Below are 17,741 nucleotides of genomic sequence, written 5' to 3'. Positions count from 1 at the left end.
GAATTCGATGCTTGACTTCGAGCCAACTCTAAGTCCTTGACTAGGGCTATGACCATCCCCCGATCCGCGGAACTCAATAGTTCTCGCTATGCCCTGCTGCGATCGTTTCGCCGCGACGGCACGCCCGTCGACACCCCGATCTGGTTCGCGTTCGACAACGGCGGCTTGCTGTTCCGGACCAAGGTGGGCCCGAAGACCAGGCGGCTCGCCGCGCGCCGGGACGTCGAACTCACGGTCTGCGACTACCGCGGCCAGGTGCGTCCCGGCGCGACGACGGTGGTCGGCCGCGCCACGGTGCTGTCCGGCGCCGAGGCCGACCGCGCCAACCGCGTGCTGCACCGGCGCTACGGCTGGCAGTGGAACATCGTCCCGCTGATCAAGGTCCCCGGCGTGACCAACGTGCACCAAAATCTATGTGCGCGCGAGAAGTTGCGGCGCGCCCGCGACCGCGACGTGTGGTCGGACAGCGTCATCGTTCGGGTGGAGCTGCCATGACGCGGGCTACGGCGCCTGATCCCGTCCGCTCTCCCAGCATCCGCCAATGCTGCGGCGCCGCAGCGGGATTCGCACTCGGCATGGTGTGGCCGAGGCGGCCCGACGAGCGGTTCATCCAGAGCGTCGTCGACGCGGGCCTGCCGACTCCTGGTCGCACCGTGGTGGTGACCGCGCTGCCGCAAGTGCCACGCCCGGTGCCGACCGTTGCCGTCGTCGAGGGCACCTTCACCCCGGCCCGCATCGAGAACTCGCTGACGTCGTTTGTCATCACCCACCCGGACTCGACGTTCATCGTCGACCCCGCGGCGTGCGTCGACGTCGAGCAACGCGCAATCGCCCAACTGCCCGCGGTGTTGCGGGTCGCGGTCCGCCCGCCGGCCGGCACCATCCCCACCCGCACGGCACTGGACCGGCTGCCCCACGCGTCGCGCCTGGATTTCGCGGTGCCCACCCACGCGCACTGGGATCACGTTTCGGGTCTGCTGGACCTGCCCGACCTTCCGGTCCACCTGCACCGCCGCGAACACGATTGGATCAGCTCCGGTTCTGTGGCTCCCGTCGGCGGCGTGCGCGACTCGCTACGCGGCCGGACGGTTATCGGCTACGACCTGGACGGGCCACCGGTGCTGACGTTCACCGCCAGTCACGACCTGTTCGGCGACCATTCGGTCATCCTGGTGGACCTCGCGGGCCACACCCCGGGCAGCGTCGGCGTGCTCGCCCACACGGCGCGGGGCTGGATCCTCATCGCTGGCGACGCCGCCTGGCACCACCTGCAGATCGACAAGGTTCGCCAGAAGTCAAGCTACCCAGGCAATCTGGTGGATGAGGATCGCGAGCAGACGTTCAAGACCCTGCAGCGCCTGCACCTGGCACGGCACGCGGTGACGATCATCCCGACCCACGACCACCAGGCGGCGTTGCGATTGGCCGTGACCGCGCCGCGAGTGTGAGGCCAGCCGCACAATTGGATGCGAGTGTGCGGCCGGCCGCACACTCGGCGGTGTCTAACCGCCCAAGCAGCCCGGGCCGAGCAGCGCCTTCAGATCCCCCATCAGCGCCGGCGACGGCGTAACCCGAAGGGAGGCATCCAGTTCCAGAGTGGTGATCCGGTCCCCGCTGATCAGCCGCAGATGCACCTGTGCCGTGCCGGGGTGGCGGGCCAGCACCTGCTTGAGCGCGGTGACCTTGTCGATGGTGCACTGCCGCGTCGGCAGGCTGACCGCCAGCGGTCGGTTCGGCTGCGCGTTGGAAAAATCAGGCACCACAAGCTCGTTGGCGATCAGCGCGATGCGGTCGTCACGCAGCGATACCTTCGCCTTGATCAGCACCACGGCGTCGTCTGCGATGTCGGCCCCGTACACGGAGTACGCCTGCGGGAAGAACATCACCTCGATGCCGCCGGTGAGGTCCTCCAATTGGGCTGACGCCCAGGGCATTCCGTTCTTATTGACCCGACGGTTGACCGACGCGAGGATGCCGCCGACCCGCACCTGGGCGTCGTTGGGGACATCGCCGTCCAGGATGGCCGGGATCTGGGTGTCGACCTGCGCGGTCAGCAGGTGCGCCACTTGGTTGAGCGGATGCCCGGACACGTACAGGCCCAGCATTTCTCGCTCCAGGGCGAGCTTGTGCTTGTCCTCCCACTCGTCGTCGGGCACCTTGATGTTGAACACAGAGTCGGTGACGCTGCCGTCACTGCCGCCGCCGAACAGGTCGAATTGGCCCATGGCCTCGGCCTTCTTGGTGCCCAGCACCGAATCGACCGCGTCGGTGTGCACCAGGAACAGGCCCTTGCGGGCGTGACCCAGCGAGTCGAAGGCGCCCGCCTTGATCAACGACTCGGTGACCTTCTTGTTGCAGGCCGCGACGTCGATCTTGTTCAGGTAGTCCGAGAAGTCGGTGAATTTGCCCTTGCCGTTGCGGGTGTCGATCAGCGAGCCGACCACGTTGGCGCCGACATTGCGCACCGCGCCCAGCCCGAACCGGATGTCGCGCCCCACCGAGGCGAAGTTCACCAGCGACTCGTTGACGTCCGGCGGCAGCACCGTGATGCCGAGCTTGCGGCAGTCGGCCAGGTAGACCGCGGCCTTGTCCTTGTCGTCGCCCACCGACGTCAGCAGGCCAGCCATGTACTCGGCCGGATAGTTGGCCTTGAGGTAGGCGGTCCAATAGGACACCAGGCCGTAGCCGGCCGCGTGCGACTTGTTGAACGCGTACCCGGCGAAGGGAAGAATGGTGTCCCACAACGCTTTCACCGCTTTTTCGGAGAAGCCGTTGGCGGTCATGCCCTCGTAGAAGCCCTTGTACTCGGCCTCGAGCACCTCGAGCTTCTTCTTGCCCATGGCTTTGCGCAGCGCGTCGGCCTTGCCCATCGTGTACGAGGCGACCTTCTGGGCGATCAACATGATCTGCTCTTGGTAGACGATCAGGCCGTGCGTCTCGGCCAGGATGTCGCGCAGCGGCTCCTCGAGCTCCGGGTGGATCGGCTTGACCGCCTGTCGGCCGTTCTTGCGGTCGGCGTAGTCGTTGTGGGCGTTCATGCCCATCGGGCCGGGCCGGTACAACGCCAGCACCGCGACGATGTCGTTGAACTCGGTGGGTTGCATGCGGCGCAACAGATCTCGCATCGGCCCGCCGTCGAGCTGGAACACGCCCAACGTGTCGCCGCGGCCGAGCAGCTCGTAGGTGGGCTTGTCGTCCAGCGGCACCGATTCCAGGTCGAGGTCGATTCCCCGGTTGCTCTTGATGTTCTCCAGCGCGTCGCCGATGATCGTCAGGTTTCGCAGGCCCAGGAAGTCCATCTTCAGCAGGCCGATGGCCTCACACGAGGGGTAATCCCAGCCGGTGATGATGGCCCCGTCCTGGGGCCGCTTCCACAGCGGGATGGCCTCGGTCAGCGGCTCGCTGCTCATGATCACCGCACACGCATGCACACCCGCGTTGCGGATCAAGCCCTCCAGGCCGCGCGCGGTCTGGTAGATGGTCCGCACGTCGGGGTCGGTTTCGATCAGACCGCGGACCTCGGTGGCCTCCTTGAACCGCTCATGACCCGGGTCGGTGATGCCCGACAGCGGAATGTCTTTGGCCATGATCGGCGGGGGCAGCGCCTTGGTGATCCGGTCCGCGATCGCGAACCCGGGCTGGCCGTAGTGGATGCGCGCCGAATCCTTGAGCGCCGCTTTGGTTTTGATGGTGCCGAAGGTGATCACCTGGGCGACGCGGTCGGAGCCCCACTTCTCGGCGGCGTAGCGCACCATCTCGCCGCGACGGCGGTCGTCGAAGTCGATGTCGATGTCGGGTGCCGACGGGCGCTCCGGGTTGAGGAAGCGCTCGAACAGCAGACCGTGCGGGATCGGGTCGATGTTGGTGATGCCCAGCGCGTAGGCCACCAGCGAGCCCGCCGCCGAGCCACGCCCGGGCCCCACCCGGATGTCGACCGACCGCGCGTAGTTGATCAGGTCGGCGACGATCAGGAAGTAGGACGGGAAGCCCTTGTCGCAGATGACCTTGATCTCGTACTCGGCACGGTCGAGGTAGTCCTGCCCGACGACGGATCCGAAGCGGCGCTGCAGCCCGGCCATCACCTCGTGATGCAGCCACGTCGCCTGGTCGTGTCCCTCGGGCACCGGAAAGATCGGCATCCGGTCGCGCGGCGCCCACACCTCGTCGTAAGACTGCACCCGCTCGGCGATCAGCAGGGTCGAGTCGCAGGCGCCGGGGACGTTGTCGTCCCAGATCTGTCGCATCTCGGCGGCCGACTTCAGGTAGTAGCCGTCGCCGTCGAACTTGAACCGGTTGGGGTCCGAGAGCGTCTTGCCGGTCTGCACGCACAGCAGCGCCTCATGGTTGTGGGCGGCGTCCCGGGTGACGTAGTGGCAGTCGTTGGTGGCCAGCGGCGGAATGCCCAGCTTGCGACCGATCTCCAGCAGGCCTTCGCGGACCCGTTGCTCGATGGACAGCCCGTGGTCCATCAGCTCCAAGAAGTAGTTGTCGGCGCCGAAGATCTCGCGCCACTTGGCGGCCGACTCCAGCGCCTCGCGCTCATGCCCCAGCCGCAGCCGGGTCTGCACCTCACCCGACGGGCAGCCGGTGGTGGCGATGATGCCCTCGGCGTGTTCGGCGATGATCTCGGCGTCCATCCGAGACCACTTGCCGAGCTGGCCCTCGAACGACGCCAGCGAGGACAGCTTGAACAGGTTGCGCAGGCCGGTGGCGTTCTCGGCCACCATCGTCATGTGCGTGTAGGAGCCACTGCCCGACACGTCGTCGGACTTCTGGCCGGGGTCACCCCACAGGATCCGCCGAGTGTCGAAGCGTGAGGCCGGCGCGATGTAGGCCTCCACCCCGATGATCGGCTTGATCCCCGCCTTGGTCGCCGCGTTGTAGAACTCGCTGGCGCCGAACATGTTTCCGTGGTCGGTCATCCCGACCGCGGGCATTTGTAGCCGGTCCACCTCGGCCAGCATCGGCGCGATCTTCGCGGCACCGTCCAACATCGAATACTCGGTGTGGTTATGCAGGTGCACGAAGGACGAGTGGTTCATAGGGACGCCAGTCTATGACCGCGGACCGACACGAGTTGGGCGTGTCGCCGCGTGTGTTGCCGATCATTTCGTGGTGACGCGCCGCGCCCGGCGCTTGCCGCGCTCGCAATCGCCACGGAGCTTTATCCGTACAGCTCGACGAAGTTCTCCAGCGACTTCTGGACGTCGCCTTTGACGGCGCGTGCCGCCGCTGAGCCCACCGGGCCGAACAGCGCGCGTCCGCCGAGTTCGAGGCGCAGACCCAGCGTCGATCCCTCGCCGGTGGGCCGCACGGTGAGCGTGACGGCGTATTTCGCCCCGCCTTTGCCGGATCCCGACATCGCCACCTCGTGCGGCGGGTCCCACGTGGTCACCGTCCAGGTCACCCGGTTGCGGAGGCCCTTGGCCCGCGCCACGCCGACGATCTGGGTGCCCATAGCGATCTCGTCGGGCAGTTCGCTGCGCCATCCCTCGTGCAGTATCAGCCAGTCGCCCAAATCCGACAGGTCGGAGACGTGGTCCCACATGTCCTGCGGGGTCATCGGGACGTCGGCGGTCAGTTCCACAGCAGCCACCGCCTGAGCCTAGCGCCCCGTCACATCCGCCACTCGGGTCTCTCGCGGGGGCACGTGGTCAGTTGCCCGCCTTAGCGACTGTGAAGATTCCGGATCGTCGGATCACGCCGGCGGCGACCGCGGATGTCACCGTTCGGGACTGAGGGCGCGAGGCCGGAGGTCGCCTTCTTCCTCGTTGATGCCGATGCGCTCGTGCAGCTTTACCAACGGTTTAGGCGCCCACCAGTTGGCGCGGCCCATCAGGCGCATGAAGGCCGGAAGCAGCAGCATACGAACGAGCGTCGCATCGACCACCACCGCCAGAGTGAGTCCCAGACCGAACATCCTCATGAAGGACACCCGCGCGGCTATCAACGCGGCGAACGAGATAGCCATCAACAGCGCCGCCGCGGTCACAACCCGACCGGAGCGAGCCACCCCTTGCGCGACGGCCTCGTCGTTATCGTCTGGCGTTCGGCCGGAGGCCAACCAGTGCTCGCGGATCCGAGACACCAAGAAGACCTCGTAATCCATGGAGAGACCGAACGCGATGCAGAACAGCAGCACCGGCATGTGGACCATCAGGGTGCCGTTGGCCGTGGTGCCAAGGGCACCTAGGTGGCCTTCCTGGAAGATCCATACCAGCGCGCCGAATGCAGCGGTCAGCGACAAGACGTTGAGCACCAAGGCTTTCAGTGGCATCACCACACTGCCCGTCAACAAGAACAACAGCGCGAAGGTGATCACTGCGATGATGGACAAGACAAGCGGCAGCCGCGACGTCACCGCTCCCGCACTGTCGCGGTTTATCGCCGCCCTGCCGGTGAATTGCACGTCGCGGCCGCCGGGTCCGGCGATGGCCGCAAGACGAGCCAGCTGTCCTTCCGACGCGACGGAGAACAACGGGGCCGTACTGCGCACCGTGAGGAAGACACTGCCGTCCTTCGCGCCGGTGGGTGCGGAAGGCGGCCCGACGGGCGCGCCGTTCTGGAAGGTCCCGCCAGGCGTCGACACCGACACCACGTCAGCGACCCGCGACAGCTGGACGGCATAGCGCTCGATCTCGCCGGGCGCCAACCCCGTAGCGTCGGGGATCACGACGGTTACGTCTTGTCCCGCGTCGACCGCGAAAATGGAGCGCATGTCGTCGCCGACCTGCCGCGCCGATGCCGATGTCGGCAGCACGCGGTCGTCGGAGAAGCCCCAATTGGCCCCGAGGAAAGGCGCCCCCAGCACCAGCAAGAACGCGATGACCGCTACGCCGACCGAAATCGGCCGTCGCATCACGGCTTTCGTCGAGCGGTACAAGAAGCTTTCTTCGATCGGGCCGGACACCGGCTCTGGACGCCCGCCCACCCGGCGAATAAGCCGCCGCACGTTCAGCGAGTCCAGTCGGTCGCCGAGTAGCACGATCAGGGCGGGGGTGATCACCACCGCGGCAACGGCCGCCAACGCGACCACCGCGACGCCCGCGTAGGCGAATGACTTCAGGAAGTACATCGGAAACAGCACCATCGTGGCCATGGACAGTGCGACGGTCGTCGCCGAGAACAGCACGGTTCGCCCGGCCGTGCGCATGGTGCGGACCAGTGCATCCTCGCGCTGCATGCCGTCGGCGAGCTCGTCGCGGTATCGGCTGATGATCAACAGGGTGTAGTCGATGGCCAACGCCAGACCCATGGCCACCGTCAGGTTGAGCGCGAATATCGAGACGTCGGCGAAGAGTGTGATCGCCCGCAGCGTCGCCAAGGTGGAAACGATCGCAAACCCCCCGACCGCCATCGGAATCGCCGCGGCGAGCATGCCCCCGAACACCCACATCAGCACAACGAAGCTCAATGGAAACGCGATGGATTCCATGACCAACAGGTCCTTTTCGCTTTGCTTGTTGATCTGTGCGTACGTCAGCGCCTCGCCACCTGCCCTCACCGTGACGCCGTCACGATCGTGCGCAAGTTTCTTCGCCAATGCCGCGGCGTTCTTCTGGGCGCCGGTCTCGCCACCGCGAATGCCGGCGAGGACCAATCCGGTCTTACCGTCTTTGCTGATAAGGCCCGCTGCCGCGGGAGGCGGAAGGGTCCACGGCGAGCTGACTTGGGCAACGTCCGGGGACACCTTCAGCTGCGCGACGATGTCGGCGGCCACCTGTCGGGCGGGCTCGCTTCGGGCGCCCGCGTCGGTGGTCACCTCGAAAACCAACTGCTGGTCGCCGTAGTCGAACTTCTCCGCGAGCACCCGCTGAGCCCGTGCAGACTGCGATGACGGATCCTGATAGCCGCCCGCCGACAGCACGTCGAGGGCCGAGAAGCCGAAAACTCCGGCCGCGACCATCACCAGGAAAGCCGCGGCGACGACGCTGCGCGGCGCGACTATGGCGAGTCGAGCGGCTCCCCGTAGCACCTAGTGCTCCCCCTACCTTGCGGGCAGGCGAGTGAGTCTACTTTCCGCCCCGGGCACGAGGGGACGCACGGTCGAAGTCGATCCGCCCCACGTCACTTCTTGGGGCCGCCGCGGAAACGGTTGCCGATCCGGATGCCGGGCAACAGCAGGCTGCGCGGCGCGAACCGGCCGCCGGTGCTGACCACCTTGGGCACCACGCCGGGCACCACCGTGCGCCGGCCGGACAGCATGCCGCCGATGGCGGCCTCGGCCACGTCGCGCGGCGACACCTGCGCGATAGGAATGCTGAACCGCTCGGCGTTGGCGATCTCGGCCCACTCCGTCGGCACTGGTCCCGGGCACAGGCAGGTGACCGACACCCCCGTGCCGTGCAGCTCCTCGTGCACCGCCTCGGAGAACGTCTGGACGAAAGCCTTGGTGGCCGAATACACCGCCATGAAGGGAACCGGCTGAAACCCCGCGATCGACGCGATGTTCATCACCGCGCCGGCGCCTCGCTTCACCATGCCGGGCAACGTCGCGTGAGTGAGTTCCATCAACGCCAGCGCGTTAAGGGTGATCTCTTCGCTCTCGCGCTCCAGCGGCAGCTCATGAAACATCCCGCTGGTCCCGAAACCGGCACTGTTGCACAGACCGGCGATCGGCTCGCTGCGCAGCCGGGTCGCCAGTTTGGCGCGGGCCTTGCTGTCGCCGAGGTCCAGCGGCAGCACCTCGACGGCGACCGAATATTCCTGGCCCACCTCGTTCGCCAATTCGTCGAGGCGCTCGCGTCGACGCGCGACCAGCAGCAGCGGGAAGCCGCGGCGGGCAAGGCCGCGAGCCAGTTCGGCGCCGATGCCGGACGACGCGCCGGTGATGACGACGGTGGTTTCAATGTCAGGTTTTGGAAGGCTCATGGTGTCACCAATGTATCCCTCGGGTCGCCCGCACGAAGTTCTCGCTGCGTTTGTCGAATTCCGTTGTGTCGCTGGACGCTTCACTACCCTTCGCGGCGCTGGAGTCACCGAACATGGCGAACGCCCGGTTGCGCACCCGATCCATCACCGCCGGGTTGACCGCATCGGCGACCGCGGCGAACTGCCCGAACGGTGAGCTGGCCCGGCGGGGCCGGTGCACGATCGCGTCCGCGATCACCCCGGCCGCCTGGTCCGGCGTCAGTGCCGGGAACTTGTCGTAGAGCGTGGTCGGGCTGATCATCGGGGTCCGCACCAGCGCCATGTGCACGGTGGTGAACTTGACGCCGTCGTTGACGGTCTCGGCCTGCAGCGAGTCGCACAGGCTGTCCAGCGCGGCCTTGCTGGCGATGTAGGCGCCGAAGCGCGGCGCACGGGTCTGCACACCCACCGAGGAGACGTTGACGACGTGGCCGAAGCCGCGCTCCCGCATGCCGGGGATGAATTTGAGGATGAGCTGGACCGCTCCCAGATAGTTGAGCTGCATGGTGCGCTGGTAGTCGTGGATGCGGTCGTAGGACAGCTCTAGCGAGCGGCGGATCGACCGACCGGCGTTGTTGATCAGGATGTCGACCCCGCCGAGGTCGCTGAGCACCTGGTCGGCCATCGCGGCGATCGCGTCCATGTCGGACAGATCGCAGGGGTACACATTGGCGGTGCCGCCGTCGCCGCGGATCTCGTCGGCGACCTTCTCCAGGTTCTCCCGCGTGCGAGCGACCAGCGCCACGATCCCCCCGGCCTCGGCGATCTTCTTCGCCGCGGCCTCACCGATCCCCGACGATCCCCCGGTGATCAGGACCGTCTTGCCCTTGACGGCCTCCTCTAGCGTGCGGCCCTGCACCGCGTCGAGCAGATTTCTCAGGTAGAACGGCCGATACCGTCCGGCCGAGTTAGGGGTGTTGACGAGGTGGGACACCGTAGCCAACGGCTTTTCCACCAAGTTCCCGATCGAGTTCTCCACCAAGTTCGTTAAGTCACCAAGATTCATCGGCTTTCGCTCCTGATGGTGTGAGCCCCCCGACCGCAACTGGCCTGCCCGTAGACCACGACCGCCTTATGGGGCTGTGCGAGTGATGTGACGTGCATCATTAAGCCAACCTAGGACATCGGCGGCTCACCCCGATGCAGATTGCGATCATGTAACACAATGCCCACTCTCACGGCTCGCCGCGAAGTACCGCCAGCTGCGGGCAATCCGCTTGTTACACAAAGCAATCCGACGGTGATCGCGCACTTACTGACGAGCAACGCCGAGATGTTCCAATCGTCCTCATGAAAATTCTGGCTCGCTTCCGCAAGCCGGCACCGGCTCCCATCTACGACCGGATCGGTGGCCACGAGGCGATCGAAGGCGTGGTCGAGGACTTCTACGTTCGGGTGCTTGCCGACGATCAGCTGTCCGGCTTCTTCACCGGCACGAATATGAACCGCCTCAAGGGCAGACAGGTCGAGTTCTTCGCCGCCGCCCTGGGCGGCCCGGAGCCCTACACCGGTGCCCCGATGAAGCAGGTGCACCAGGGTCGCGGGATCACCATGCACCACTTCAATTTGGTGGCCGGGCATTTGGCCGACGCGCTGGCCGCCGCCGCGGTGCCGCCGGAGACGGTGACCGAGATACTCGGCGCCATCGCACCGCTTGCTCCAGAGATCGCGACGGCCGACGCCGGCAAGGTTAACGTCTGAGCGGTTGCGCCGAGATTGCCGCGACGGCTGCGTCAGGGGGTGATCACGACCGTGGTGGCAATCTCGGCGCGTCCCCGGCAGCTGCGCCTAGCATGCCTGGCATGCGGCGCACATTTGACGACCTGATCGCCGAGGCGGACGCCGCCCCGGTCGATGGCTGGGAATTTTCGTGGCTGGACGGTCGGGCCACCGAGGAACGCCCGTCGTGGGGTTACCAGCGCTTGCTCAGGGGCCGGCTGGCGACGGTGTCGGCCGCGCTGGACATTCACACCGGCGGCGGGGAGGTGCTGTCCGGCGCGGCGCCGTTCCCGCCCACCATGGCGGCCGTCGAGACGTGGCCGCCGAACGCCGCGCTGGCCACCCAGCGCCTGCACCCGCTCGGCGCGGTGGTCGTCGCGACTCGGGACGAGCCGCCGCTGCCGTTCGGCGATGCCGCCTTCGACCTGGTGACCACGCGTCATCCGATCTCCGTCTGGTGGTCCGAGATCCTTCGGGTACTCCGGCCGGGCGGCACGTACCTCGCCCAGCAGATCGGCCCGGCCACGATGGCCGAGCTGGTCGAGTACTTCATCGGGCCGCAGCCACAGAAGTGGGCCGAGTTTCATCCCGACGCCGTGCGCGCCCAGGCCGAGGCGGCCGGCCTGCAGATCGTGGATTTGCGGATGGAACGGATGCGCGCCGAGTTCTTCGACGTCGGCGCGGTCGTGTACTTCCTGCGCAAGGTGATCTGGACGGTGCCCGACTTCACCGTGCAGCGCTACCGCGAGCGGCTGATCGAACTGCACGAGCGCATCGAATCCGAAGGGCCGTTCGTCACCCACTCGGTGAGGCTGCTTGTCGAGGCCCGAAAGCCGGGGTGAGTCAGCCCTCGTCGCGCAGCACGTCCAGCGCGTGCTGCAGATCCGGCGGGTAGGGGCTGACGATCTCGAGTCGCCTGCCGTCGGCCGGATGGGTGAACGACAGCGAGCGGGCGTGCAGCCATTGGCGTTCCAGGCCAAGCTTTTTCGCGAGCTTGGGGTCGGCGCCGTAGACGAGGTCACCGCAGCACGGGTGATGTAGCGCGGAGAAATGCACCCGGATTTGGTGGGTGCGCCCGGTTTCCAGATGCACGTCGAGCAGACTCGCGGCGACGAAGGCCTCCACGGTGTCGTAGTGGGTGAGGCTGTGCCTGCCGTCCTTGGTGACCGCGAACTTCCACTCGCCGCCGCGGTGACGTCCGATGGGCGCGTCGATGGTACCGCTGGACGGGTCCGGATGTCCTTGCACCAGCGCGTGATAGCGCTTGTCGACGGTGCGCTGTTTGAACGCCCGCTTGAGCACGGTGTAAGCCCGTTCGGACAGCGCCACCACCATCACCCCGGATGTGCCGACGTCGAGGCGATGCACAATCCCCTGCCGCTCGGGCACCCCCGACGTGGTGATCCGGTAACCGGCGGCGGCCAGCCCACCGAGCACCGTGGGTCCGGTCCAGCCCACCGAGGCGTGCGCGGCCACCGCCGCCGGCTTGTCGACGGCGACGAGGTCGTCGTCGGAGTACAGGATCGTCATGCCCTCGATGTCGACAGGCGTGTTCTGTAGCGGCGCGGGTGCCTCGGGCAGGCGCACCTGCAACCAGGCGCCGCCGGTCAGCCGATCGGACTTGCCGGCCTGCACGCCGTCGAGTTCGACGCCGCCGTCTTCGGCCAAGGCGGCCGCCGCGCTCCGCGACAATCCCAGCAGCCGTGCCAGCCCGGCGTCCACGCGCATGCCCGCCAGTCCCTCAGGGACGGGCATCGAGCGGTCACTCACCCGCGCGGTCTCCGCCGTCGCCCTTGCGCCGACCCACGGAGTCGAAGTCGAACCCGAAGATCGACAACACCACCAGCAGGATGGCGCCGCCGACCACCGAGGGATCGGCCACGTTGAACACCGGCCACCAGCCGACCGACAGGAAGTCCACGACATGCCCGCGAAGCGGTCCGGGGGCGCGGAAGAAACGATCGACGAGGTTGCCCATGGCGCCGCCGAGGATCATGCCCAAGCCCACCGCCCACCAGGGCGACACCAGCCGCCGCCCCATCCAGAAGATGCCGACCACCACACCGGTAGCGATCAGCGTCAGCACCCAGGTGTAGCCGGTAGCCATCGAGAAGGCCGCGCCCGAATTGCGCACCAGGGTCCAGGTCACCGTGTCGCCGATGATCGGCACCGGCTGGCCGGGCGGCAGCAGTTTGACGGCGAGGACCTTGGTGACGACGTCGAGGATCAGGACTATTGCCGCGATGGACAGCAGCAGCCGCAGCCGCCTCGGCACACGTTCGGGTGCCGCGTCGGTTTCCGGCACCGCGTCCCGCTCGACCGGGACAGCCGCACCAGCCTCTTGGGCTGAGGTCACCGGCTCAGTCGACTTCGTTGGTTCTTCAGGCACTTCCCCATCATCCCCTACCGCCTCACGCAGGCTAGCCATGTTCGCGCAGCGGCGATGCGCAATGATGCCAGCATGGCCCGGCTCACCGTGATCGCCACCGGAGGCACGATTTCGACCGGTACCGGGGCCGACGGGGTGCACCGACCCTCGTACAGCGGGGCGGATCTGACGGCTCCCTTCCGCCAACACCACGACGTGGACGTCGTTGACCTGCTGGCGGTCGACAGCTCGGAGCTGACGCTGGCCGATTGGGACCGGATCCGTGACGCGGTGACGGCCGCGGTCGACGGCGGCGCCGATGGTGTGGTGGTGCTTCATGGCACCGACACCATGGAGGAAAGCGCGCTGTGGCTCGATCTGACCTATGGGGCCCAGGCGCCCGTCGTGCTGACCGGGGCCATGCGCAGCGCCGACGCCGCCGATGCGGACGGCCCGGGAAACGTGCGCGACGCGCTGGCGGTGGCGGCCAGCCCGGCCGCCCGCGGCCTGGGCGTGGTGCTGTGTTTCGCCGGCCGGGTGCTGCAACCGTTGGGCATGAGCAAGGTTGCCACCGAAGACCTGAGCGGCTTCACCGGTCAGCCGCTCGGCACCGTGACCGGCCAGGTGACACTCACCGGCCCGAAAATCCGCCCGTACGTCGGCGATCTGCGGGCCGCCACCGCACCGCGCGTCGACATCGTCGCGGCGTACCTGGGCAGCGACGGGGTGGCACTCGATGCGTATGTAGCCGCCGGGGCGCGGGGCGTGGTGCTCGAGGCGCTGGGTTCGGGAAACGCCGGACCCGCGGTGGTCGACGCGGTGCGCCGGCACTGCGGCGACGGGGTCGTCGTCGCGGTGTCCACCCGCGTTCCCGGCGGGCGGGTCGGCACCAGCTACGGCCCCGGGCACGACATGGCGGCGGCCGGGGCGGTGCTGGTGCCGCGGCTGCGACCGTCGCAGGCGCGCGTCCTGCTGATCGCCGCGCTGGCCGCGGGGCTACCGGTCGCCGACGTCGTCGCGCGGTGGGGCTGACAGCGCCTCGGCCTGCAGCGCGCCGGTGTAATCGGGCCAATCGAGTGAATCCACCGGGTTGGCGCGCACCAGGTCGCCGCCGTCGGCGGGAAACGTCCGGGCCGGGCCTGGACCGGAGCTGCGGGTTTCGAATCGCGCGGTGACCACGCCGTGACCCGCGCCCTGCACCCAGCCGTGCCCGAGCTCGCGGTGGGCCACGTCGTCGCCGATCCGCCACCCGGCGTCTTCGGGCCCCGGGGCGAACATGGCCTCGGTCGCGGTTTCCACCGACGGTGAATCCTGTTGCGGCTCCGGCAGTTCCAGGTCCGGAAACAGCGATTGCTGTCGCACGTCGCTCAGCCCCGAAAAGCCCACGCCGAGAAGGCGGATGGGCCCGATTTCGCGGGGATCCAGCAACAGCCGGCGGGCCATGCCCGCCAGCGTGGCGACCTCGGTGGTGGCATAGGGCAGCGTCGCGGACCGGGTCAGCGTGCTCATGTCGGATTTCTTCAGCTTGACAGTGACGGTGCGCGCGCCCCGGCCGTCGCGCAGCAGGCGATGATGGGCGTGCTCGGCGATCGGCTCGATAGCCTCTCGCAACTGCTCCAGACTGGTCAGGTCGACGGCGAAGGTCGATTCGGAGCTGATCTGCTTGGCTTCGGCGCGCTCTGCGACCGGGCGGTCGTCGATGCCGCGCGCCAGCCGGTGCAGCGCGGGCCCGATGGTGGCGCCCAGAATGTTGGCCGCCTCCGGCTCGGTCAGCGCGGCCAGCTCGCCGATGGTCTCGATGCCGAGACGATGCAGCCTCTCCTCGGCGACCGGTCCGATCCCCCACAGCCGGCGCACCGGCAGCCCGCCGAGCAGCACTCGTTCTTCCTCGCGGCGCACCACCCGAATCCCATCGGGCTTGGCCAGTCCGGACGCGATCTTGGCGATCTGCTTGCCCGAGCCGGCACCCACCGAGGCGATCAGGCCGGTGTGATCGCGGACCCGTCGCCGCAGGTCCTCGCAGAACGCCTCCACGTCCTCGGCCGACGCCCCGGCGAGTTGGGCGGGTTCGCCGAAACCCTCGTCGAAGGACAACTGCTCGACGACGGGCACCACGGCGCGGATGGTGTCGAAGACGCGCCGGCTGGCCACCCCGTACACCACGCCACGGGGCGGCAGCACCACTGCGCTCACACCGACCAGCCGGCGGGCCTGATGCATGGGCATGGCGGAACGCGCCCCGAACACCCGCGCCTCGTAGCTGGCACCGGCCACAACGCCGCGGCCGCCCACACCGCCGACGAGCACCGGGCGCCCGCGCAGTGTCGGCCGGGTGAGCTGCTCGACGGAGGCGAAAAACGCATCCATATCCAGGTGCAGCACCCACCGCGACTCCACAGGCTCGATGCTAGGGCCCCCACGAAGGGCCAGTTGGACTAACGTTTTCGCCATGGCCATGAACCTGGCGCACCGCCGGATCTGCAGTTCGAAACGCTGGGCCAAGGCGGTCGAGGACGACCTGCTGCCGTGGGCGCTCGCCGATGTGGACCTGGGCGACAACACGCTCGAGATCGGGCCCGGTTACGGCGCGATCATGCGGGTGCTGGTCGACAAGACGCCGCGGCTCACTTCGGTGGAGATCGACACGCCGATGGCCGACCGCCTGCAGCGGCTCTACGGCGACCGGGCGCGCATCATCAACGGCGACGCCACGGCCACGGGCTTGCCGTCCGACGAGTTCAGCTCGGTGGTGTCGTTCACCATGCTGCATCACGTCCCGACCGCCGAGCTGCAGGACCGGCTGTTCGCCGAGGCGTTCCGGGTCCTTCGCCCCGGTGGCGTGTTTGCGGGCAGCGACAGCGTGGCGTCGCTGCGGTTCCGGATCCTGCATTTCCGTGACACCTGCAACACGGTTTCAGCGGTTACCCTGCCGGATCGACTGCGCGCGGCGGGGTTTGATCGTGTTGAGGTCGAAGTTCGCGGAGGTCGGCTGCGCTGGCGCGCGGTGAAATAGTGGACACCGGACCCGGCCAGACGGCCGTTCCGTCCGGGGGCGCGGCGCCCTCGACGCGATGGGCGCGGCTGCGTCATCAATGGGACCAGCGGCTGCAACCCGGGGAACAAACCACGGTGCTGGCCTGGGCGTCGTTCACCCTCACCTTCGCCGGCCTGCGCGGCCTCACCCACTGGATTCACGCCGGCCATGGACCTTCCGGTGGCGGTATGTCTCTGGGCGGCAATCATTTCCACCACTACAACATCGGCATCGGCATGCTGGCGACGGTGGCCGGCGTCGGCCTGCGCGGGTCGGAAGCGCAACGGCGGCATCCGGCGGCCGCGGTGGCGTACGGCGCCGCGAACGCCATGATCGTCGACGAGCTGGCGCTGCTGTTAGACCTCAAGGACGTCTACTGGGCATCGGATGGCCGCAAGAGCGTGGACGTCGCGGTCGGCGTCATCGCCACCGGCGCGACCGTTCTGGCCGGCATGCCGTTCTGGCCGCATGCCCAGCGGGCGCTGCAGCATCACGCCTGACCGTTTCACCGATGGCTACGCCTTGACGATGCTCACCCGCACGCCGTCACCAATCTCGGCACCGTCGGCCGGATCGCCGAATTCGAAACTGGTGGCCAGAATTTCACCCGCGATGAGGTCGCGGTGGGTGCGCGCCCAGTCGGCGCGCTCAACGGGCACCGCCATCACCACCGAAATCCGGTCGGACACATCCAGACCCGACGACTTGCGCAGCTCCTGCAGCTCGCGGATCCGGTCCTTGGCCCAGCCCTCGGCTTCGAGTTCGGGCGTCACCGTGCCGTCCAGCACCACCAGGCCCGCCCCGTCGGGCAAGGCCGCGGTGAATTCCGGGTCGGCGGCGACCAAACGTGAGCTGTATTCCTCGGGTTGCAGCACCGCGGGTCCGGCGGTCAGGGTGCCGTCCGGATTGACGACCCCCTCCCCCGCCTTGACCGCCCTGATGGCCGCCTGCACGTCCTTACCCAGCCGTGGCCCGGCCACCCGCGCGTTCACGGTGAGCTCGAAGCGGCCGTAGGTGTCGATCGCATCGGTAAGCTCGACGCTCTTGACGTTGAGTTCGTCGGCGATGAGGTCGACGAACGGATCCAGTCGCTCTGGATTGTCCACCGCCACCGTCAGTTTCGGCAGCGGCAGCCGCACCCGCAGCTTCTTGGCCTTGCGCAATGAGGACGCGGCCGAGCAGACCTCGCGGACCTGATCCATCGCGGCGACCAGGTCTGGATCGGCGGGCACCTCGCCGGCTTGCGGCCAATCGGTCAAGTGCACCGACCGCTGCGAAGTCAGGCCGCGCCAGACGATCTCGGTCACCGAGGGAAGCAGCGGCGCGGCCAGCCGCGCTGTCACCTCCAGCACGGTGTGCAAGGTGTCGATGGCATCGACATCTTCCTCCCAGAACCGCGAACGCGACCGTCGCACATACCAGTTCGTCAGCGCCTCGGTGAACTGGCGCAGCTGCTCGCAGGCCCGCGAGATATCACAGGTGTCCATCTCGTGGGTCAGGTCGTCGCGCAGTTCGGCGAGCTTGGCCAGGATGTAGCGGTCCAGCACCTGCGTCGAATCGGTGCGCCAGGTACCGACTTTGGGCGCGTAGAGGGCAAGGAAGCTGTAGGCGTTCCAGAGCGGCAACAGCACCTGCCGCACGCCGTCGCGGATGCCCTGCTCGGTGACGATGAGGTTGCCCCCGCGCAGAATCGGCGAGGCCATCAGGAAC

Annotated in this window: 16 protein-coding genes; 7 read left to right on the top strand and 9 right to left on the bottom strand. The window is 67.8% G+C overall.

Annotation, left to right across the window (positions count from 1 at the left end; translation table 11 throughout):
- Window positions 1-48: 48 nt before the first annotated feature.
- Both A5652_RS15115 and A5652_RS15110 read left to right on the top strand, forming a co-directional pair.
- On the top strand, window positions 49-495 hold the full coding sequence (locus A5652_RS15115) for a PPOX class F420-dependent oxidoreductase (protein ID WP_067352719.1): 447 nt from the start codon (window positions 49-51) through the stop codon (window positions 493-495).
- Entirely contained in the window at window positions 492-1,448 is a 957-nt protein-coding gene (locus A5652_RS15110) for an MBL fold metallo-hydrolase (protein ID WP_067352716.1), read from the top strand. Before A5652_RS15115 ends, A5652_RS15110 begins: the two co-directional genes overlap by 4 nt.
- 54 nt (window positions 1,449-1,502) lie before the next feature.
- Here the strand turns inward: A5652_RS15110 and dnaE are convergent, their stop codons facing one another.
- The 5 genes from dnaE to A5652_RS15085 all read right to left on the bottom strand — a co-directional run bounded on the left by dnaE (window position 1,503) and on the right by A5652_RS15085 (window position 9,916).
- Window positions 1,503-5,042: a DNA polymerase III subunit alpha gene (gene dnaE, locus A5652_RS15105; RefSeq protein WP_067352713.1), complete on the bottom strand. Its 3,540-nt coding sequence runs from the start codon at window positions 5,040-5,042 to the stop codon at window positions 1,503-1,505.
- 122 nt (window positions 5,043-5,164) lie between these two features.
- Window positions 5,165-5,596 (bottom strand): SRPBCC family protein, encoded by a 432-nt coding sequence (locus tag A5652_RS15100; protein ID WP_067352710.1) that lies wholly within the window; start codon window positions 5,594-5,596, stop codon window positions 5,165-5,167.
- A 126-nt stretch (window positions 5,597-5,722) separates the two neighbouring features.
- Window positions 5,723-7,975, bottom strand: coding sequence for an MMPL family transporter (locus A5652_RS15095; protein WP_067352707.1), 2,253 nt, complete (start codon window positions 7,973-7,975; stop codon window positions 5,723-5,725).
- 92 nt (window positions 7,976-8,067) lie between these two features.
- Window positions 8,068-8,871, bottom strand: coding sequence for an SDR family oxidoreductase (locus A5652_RS15090; RefSeq protein ID WP_067352704.1), 804 nt, complete (start codon window positions 8,869-8,871; stop codon window positions 8,068-8,070).
- Between the two features lie 4 nt (window positions 8,872-8,875).
- Complete coding sequence (locus tag A5652_RS15085; protein WP_067352701.1) at window positions 8,876-9,916, bottom strand: SDR family NAD(P)-dependent oxidoreductase; 1,041 nt, start codon at window positions 9,914-9,916, stop codon at window positions 8,876-8,878.
- A 284-nt stretch (window positions 9,917-10,200) separates the two neighbouring features.
- Here A5652_RS15085 and A5652_RS15080 point away from each other — a divergent pair, with 284 nt between their 5' ends.
- Both A5652_RS15080 and A5652_RS15075 read left to right on the top strand, forming a co-directional pair.
- Window positions 10,201-10,611 carry a group 1 truncated hemoglobin gene (locus A5652_RS15080; RefSeq protein ID WP_067352698.1) on the top strand — a complete coding sequence of 137 codons (411 nt, stop codon included), beginning with the start codon at window positions 10,201-10,203 and terminating at the stop codon, window positions 10,609-10,611.
- Between the two features lie 101 nt (window positions 10,612-10,712).
- Window positions 10,713-11,471 (top strand): methyltransferase domain-containing protein, encoded by a 759-nt coding sequence (locus tag A5652_RS15075; protein ID WP_067352695.1) that lies wholly within the window; start codon window positions 10,713-10,715, stop codon window positions 11,469-11,471.
- 1 nt (window position 11,472) lies between these two features.
- Here A5652_RS15075 and A5652_RS15070 read toward each other — a convergent pair whose 3' ends face one another.
- Both A5652_RS15070 and lspA read right to left on the bottom strand, forming a co-directional pair.
- The gene (locus tag A5652_RS15070) at window positions 11,473-12,399 is read right to left on the bottom strand and encodes an RluA family pseudouridine synthase (protein ID WP_067352692.1); all 927 of its coding nucleotides are present in this window, start codon (window positions 12,397-12,399) and stop codon (window positions 11,473-11,475) included.
- Window positions 12,392-13,018 (bottom strand): signal peptidase II, encoded by a 627-nt coding sequence (gene lspA, locus A5652_RS15065; protein ID WP_082983918.1) that lies wholly within the window; start codon window positions 13,016-13,018, stop codon window positions 12,392-12,394. Before lspA ends, A5652_RS15070 begins: the two co-directional genes overlap by 8 nt.
- A 72-nt stretch (window positions 13,019-13,090) precedes the next feature.
- On the opposite strand from lspA, the gene A5652_RS15060 reads away from it, so the two are divergent.
- Window positions 13,091-14,029, top strand: a complete 939-nt coding sequence (locus A5652_RS15060) for an asparaginase (RefSeq protein ID WP_067352755.1) — start codon at window positions 13,091-13,093, stop codon at window positions 14,027-14,029.
- Here the strand turns inward: A5652_RS15060 and A5652_RS15055 are convergent.
- Window positions 13,994-15,379: a DNA polymerase IV gene (locus A5652_RS15055; RefSeq protein ID WP_197513966.1), complete on the bottom strand. Its 1,386-nt coding sequence runs from the start codon at window positions 15,377-15,379 to the stop codon at window positions 13,994-13,996. The genes A5652_RS15060 and A5652_RS15055 overlap by 36 nt on opposite strands.
- Before the next feature lie 67 nt (window positions 15,380-15,446).
- On the opposite strand from A5652_RS15055, the gene A5652_RS15050 reads away from it, so the two are divergent.
- Together A5652_RS15050 and A5652_RS15045 are read left to right on the top strand one after the other, a co-directional pair.
- Window positions 15,447-16,010 carry a class I SAM-dependent methyltransferase gene (locus A5652_RS15050; RefSeq protein WP_067352684.1) on the top strand — a complete coding sequence of 188 codons (564 nt, stop codon included), beginning with the start codon at window positions 15,447-15,449 and terminating at the stop codon, window positions 16,008-16,010.
- Entirely contained in the window at window positions 16,010-16,531 is a 522-nt protein-coding gene (locus tag A5652_RS15045) for a hypothetical protein (RefSeq protein ID WP_197513965.1), read from the top strand. Before A5652_RS15050 ends, A5652_RS15045 begins: the two co-directional genes overlap by 1 nt.
- A gap of 15 nt (window positions 16,532-16,546) precedes the next feature.
- On the opposite strand, the gene A5652_RS15040 is transcribed toward A5652_RS15045, so the two are convergent.
- The coding region (locus A5652_RS15040) for a class I tRNA ligase family protein (RefSeq protein WP_156745353.1) at window positions 16,547-17,741 on the bottom strand (1,195 nt) is incomplete at its 5' end.

The sequence above is a fragment of the Mycobacterium sp. 1165178.9 genome, assembly GCF_001673555.1.
Classification (GTDB): Bacteria; Actinomycetota; Actinomycetes; order Mycobacteriales; family Mycobacteriaceae; genus Mycobacterium.
This window is presented reverse-complemented; position numbering and strand designations above follow the sequence as displayed.